Source organism: Brasilonema bromeliae SPC951 (genome assembly GCF_012912135.1).
Taxonomy (GTDB): Bacteria; Cyanobacteriota; Cyanobacteriia; order Cyanobacteriales; family Nostocaceae; genus Brasilonema; species Brasilonema bromeliae.
In genome coordinates, this window is sequence record NZ_QMEB01000223.1 from 1 (window position 1) to 4,205 (window position 4,205).

The following is a 4,205-nucleotide window of genomic DNA, read 5'->3' on the forward strand; positions in this document are numbered from 1 at the left end:
CAGTCATTCTATAGAAGAAATTCTCCGTCGCCGGGGTCAATCTGTGTGCGTCTTGGCAAGTGGCGATCCCATGTGCTTTGGTATCGGTGTCACTCTTACCCGCCACATACCCATTTCTGAGATGACTATCATCCCCGCCCCTTCATCCTTCAGCCTTGCTTGTGCCAGACTAGGATGGTCACTCACCGAAGTAGAGACATTAAGCTTAAACGCTCGTCCCCCTGCTCTCATCCAAACCGCTATCTACCCAGGAGCACGTCTTCTAATTTTAAGTGAAGGAAAGGAAACCCCGGCAATTGTCGCTGATATCTTGACAAAGCGTGGTTTTAGTGGTAGCAAAATTACCGTCCTAGAACACATGGGCGGTTCTCAGGAAAGAATTATCGCAGGCACAGCCGCATCATGGAGAACAACAGAAATAGCTGATTTAAACACCATCGCTGTAGAGTGTATTATCGATGCTGGAGTCGTGCCGTTATCTCGGCTGGCAGGACTACCAGATGATGCCTATCATCATGATGGACAGTTGACTAAGCGTGAAGTGCGAGCAATAACACTTTCTGCTTTAGCTCCCACACCAGGACAGTTGTTATGGGATGTGGGTGCGGGGTGTGGTTCGATTGGTATTGAGTGGATGCGGAGTCATTCTCGGTGTCGGGCGATCGCCATTGAACAAAACTCCACCCGACTACAATATATTGCTGACAACGCCTCCGCTCTTGGTACACCTTATTTACAAATTGTTGCAGGCAAAGCTCCCGCCGCACTCAAAGACTTGCCTCAACCCGACGCCATCTTTATTGGTGGTGGTGCAACAACAGAAGGTTTATTCGAGGTGTGTTGGGAAGCTTTGCGTCCGGGTGGGCGTTTTGTTGCTAATGCTGTGACGATTGAAAGTGAGCAGAAGTTGTTGCAATGGCACAATCAGGTAGGTGGAGAGTTGATTCGTGTTGCTGTGCAACGGGCTGCTCCCATTGGCGGGTTTTTGGGGTGGAAGCCGATGGTGCCAGTGACGCAGTGGGTGGTGAGGAAGTAGTTGGAAGCGAGTATCCTTTCGAGTTATGTATCAAGTGGATAATGCTTGATTTGGATTGTGTCGTGTATCAGGTCAAGCAGCTTTTTTTGGGGTTGTTTTCTAAAAAAAATATGCAAAATATGATGTAAAAATGCCATGTATTACCCATAAATATGAAGATATAGTCATTGTAGAAGAAGTGGCAACATAAAACTCTATGGAAAGTCTCTTTGAACAGAGCTCTGTTCATTGAACAGATTTTAATTTCAATGGAGTGAATTGCATGAAATTAGTAATAGTATTGACCTCCTTACTGATAGGTTTCGCCAGTTCGTTAGGAATATCAGCATTGCTCGCTTTGTCATCATTTGCCGCACAAGCAACACCCACCACGTCAAATGCTCAAATCGCTTCTCAGCCGCCGCACAGATCAAAAAAACAACTGGTGATGACAGAAGACAACGCACCTTATTCTGAGTTGATGATGAATGGATGGCGCGCTTTTAGCAAGGAGGAAGCGCTTCGTTTATTTGGTAAAGCAAAGTCAAGGGCACAGGGTTTCAAAGACCCAAAACGAGTACAAGAAGCTGAAGACGCTATCAAAAACGTAGATCAGATTGATTTTGCAGCAAACCGAAGAAAAGCCGCAGACAATCTAGAAAGGGGTGTCTCTGGTATGCGAGAAGAAGGCAGAATAGATGATGCCAATGCGCTCCAATCTCTAGCTAATAGAGTTCGTAGCGGCGAAGTGAAAGGTATCTATGATATGATGCGTTGACGCGCACATTTCACTAGTGCATGATGACGAAAGTTTCCGTTCAGTTTTAGAGATGGGGCGAATAGGGAGGGCTGTTTCATACCATTTCACGAAAAGCCTGATACAAATAGAGCGTTGATAATAAAATCCCATCCCGCAATAGATTTGACTTGAGATGTTGTGAATTTACTCAATTGTTTCCATACGGCTTCTTGTAACTCGTTCAAAGTCTGGAAGCATTCCCAACTCAAATGTTTTTTAATTTCTTCCCAAAAACGTTCAATCGGATTGACTTCCGGTGAATGTGCCGGCTGAAACAGTAGAATGATATTTGACGGTACTTTTAGATAATTGCTGAAATGAAATGCGCCATTATCGACTTGGATAATATGTAAATCCTCTGGATATTCTACTGCAAATTTTTCTAAAAATATTTGAAAGCACATTGTGTCTAAATGCGAGAATTCAAGAATGAAGTTCTCTCCACTCATTGGTTCGACTACACCATATAGGTAAAAGTTATCTCGTTTCCATTGAGTTAAGCCTATAGGTTTAACTCCTTTGAGTGTGATTAATTTTCCTGGTATGGTTTGAAGACCAAATCTGCTTTCATCTCCACACCAATAACGAATTCTTCGGTTTTTTTCTGACGGTGATATCAGGTATTTCTTGATGAGTTTCAACCAAGATGGGAGTTTTTTTTAAAATCCTCTGCCACACCCTTGTTTTGCTTTATACTACAAGGACGTGGTGTTTTTAACTTCGCTTTTAGCTTGTAACGTACTACTTCATGAACGACTTTGTACGATGCTTCGATGCCCTCGGATGCTCTCAACCAAGTACGGATTTCCTCGTAACTTTTAAATCCTTCGCTTTGAGATAGTTCTTTTTGAAGATGCGATACGCCTTCAGGCGTCTGCGCTCCGCGCAATCGCACTTCGAGCGGGATAGTTTTTGGTCGCCCAGGACTCTTTTTTTGGTCGAGCAGACTGATTAATCCTCCTTGTCTGTAAAGTTTTAACCACCTTTGTACTGTTATCCTACCTCTGCCCACTAGCACTGCAAGATGTTGTACTGTCTCAACTTGACGCGTTTTGAGTAGATATAATACTTGGATTCTTTCTTTCCCTGAAGCTGTTTTTTGTTGCTTCAACAGCATTTGAAGTTCAGACGCCTGTTCTTTTATATCCAGCTTGAGAACCCTACACATTTTTGTTCGTTATTAATTAATGCCCCTGGAATTATATGTATCATACTTTTCGTGAAATGGTATGACAGCTAAACGTTGTAGAAAATCGCTTTCTTTGATACGGTGAGACCAGTGCTGCAGGAGGGTTTCCCTCCGTAGGCATCTGGCGAACCCGGAGGGTCTTCGTAGGGGCTGTCGAGGGGATGGTGCCAAACTGCGATTTTCAGGCAGTTTTGATATTCTTGATTTTGGCGGATAGAGTTAAGGGCTTTGCTGAGGGCAGAGGAGTTGATGCTAGGGCGGGATTTGTAGTGGTGATCCAACTCCCAAGCAGAATTTAGCCCCAAGACGAGAATGTTTTGTTCTTTGAAGTGGTGCAAAATGCCTTGCTCGTCATACTCTAAAGGATAGGGTTGGTGTTTGATGGATTCATAGAATTTGCTGAAGTGGGCAAAGCGCTGTTTATATTTTTCTTCGTCTCGAACTTCGATGTAGTCACCACCATCAATATCTCTTCCTGGTTTGAGTTGACCTTGATAGTTTTTGCGCCTATGTGGTGTGTAAGCATCTTCTGAGAATTGCCAATTGAGGTCATGGTTACCAGGAACGATGACAATTTGCTCTTGCTTGAGTTGGAATTCTTGGCAGAGTTTGTCTAAAAACTCTTTGGCTGCGTCGTATTCTTCTGAGGTGGATTTGTTAGCAATGTCACCGGAGAGGATGAGGACATCGAGGCGGGAGCGATCGAGTTCTATCTTGAGATCATCTGCGAGTTGGCTACACCATAAATCTGCATTTTCAAGCGTGCCAAAGTGCAAGTCGGAGAGATGGAGAATGTAAGTCATGGAGATAGAGGTGGGTGTTGGTTGTGGGCGAGGTGGTTGAGTTAGGGTGTAGTTGTAGAATTTGCAACGATCTTGAATGTTAGAGATTATATTTAGTAGATGGGTTTCTGTGGTTGTTAATAAAAAATGAGTCAATTCTGGTAGTTTTTCAGGACTAGTGATATTTCGTAACGCCTGAGCAGCACTCCTACGCACATCAGAATCTTCATCGTTCAAAGCTTGAATCAGTCCAGTGACTGCTGTAGAATCCCCGATTTTTACTAACGCCCCAACCACTCTTCTACGCACATCAGAATCTTCATCGTTTAAAGCTTGAATCAGTCCAGTGACTGCTGTGGAATCCCCGATTTTTTCTAACGCCTGAGCCGCCCTCCTACGCACACCAGAATCTTCATCGTT

The 4,205-nt window shown here is 43.9% G+C and carries 5 protein-coding genes; 2 read left to right on the top strand and 3 right to left on the bottom strand.

Features of this window, described 5'->3' with window-relative positions:
* Both cbiT and DP116_RS22695 read left to right on the top strand, forming a co-directional pair.
* Window positions 1-1,036 (top strand): precorrin-6Y C5,15-methyltransferase (decarboxylating) subunit CbiT (cbiT, locus tag DP116_RS22690; protein ID WP_169157329.1); only part of this gene is annotated, 1,036 nt, incomplete at its 5' end.
* A gap of 262 nt (window positions 1,037-1,298) precedes the next feature.
* Window positions 1,299-1,793, top strand: a complete 495-nt coding sequence (locus DP116_RS22695; RefSeq protein ID WP_169157330.1) for a hypothetical protein — start codon at window positions 1,299-1,301, stop codon at window positions 1,791-1,793.
* A gap of 86 nt (window positions 1,794-1,879) precedes the next feature.
* On the opposite strand, the gene DP116_RS22700 is transcribed toward DP116_RS22695, so the two are convergent.
* The 3 genes from DP116_RS22700 to DP116_RS22710 all read right to left on the bottom strand — a co-directional run.
* The gene (locus tag DP116_RS22700) at window positions 1,880-2,455 is read right to left on the bottom strand and encodes an IS630 family transposase (RefSeq protein ID WP_246275753.1); all 576 of its coding nucleotides are present in this window, start codon (window positions 2,453-2,455) and stop codon (window positions 1,880-1,882) included.
* Window positions 2,452-2,982, bottom strand: a complete 531-nt coding sequence (locus DP116_RS22705) for a helix-turn-helix domain-containing protein (RefSeq protein ID WP_169157331.1) — start codon at window positions 2,980-2,982, stop codon at window positions 2,452-2,454. Before DP116_RS22705 ends, DP116_RS22700 begins: the two co-directional genes overlap by 4 nt.
* Window positions 2,983-3,050: 68 nt before the next feature.
* Window positions 3,051-4,205, bottom strand: a 1,155-nt coding sequence (locus DP116_RS22710) for a HEAT repeat domain-containing protein (protein ID WP_211173449.1), incomplete at its 5' end; no start/stop codon positions are given.

What these genes read in the sequence shown, in the direction of transcription:
- DP116_RS22705 (WP_169157331.1), bottom strand. Translation starts at nt 2,982, where the DNA reads ATGTGTAGGGTTCTCAAGCTGGATATAAAAGAACAGGCGTCTGAACTT.
- DP116_RS22695 (WP_169157330.1), top strand. Translation starts at nt 1,299, where the DNA reads ATGAAATTAGTAATAGTATTGACCTCCTTACTGATAGGTTTCGCCAGT.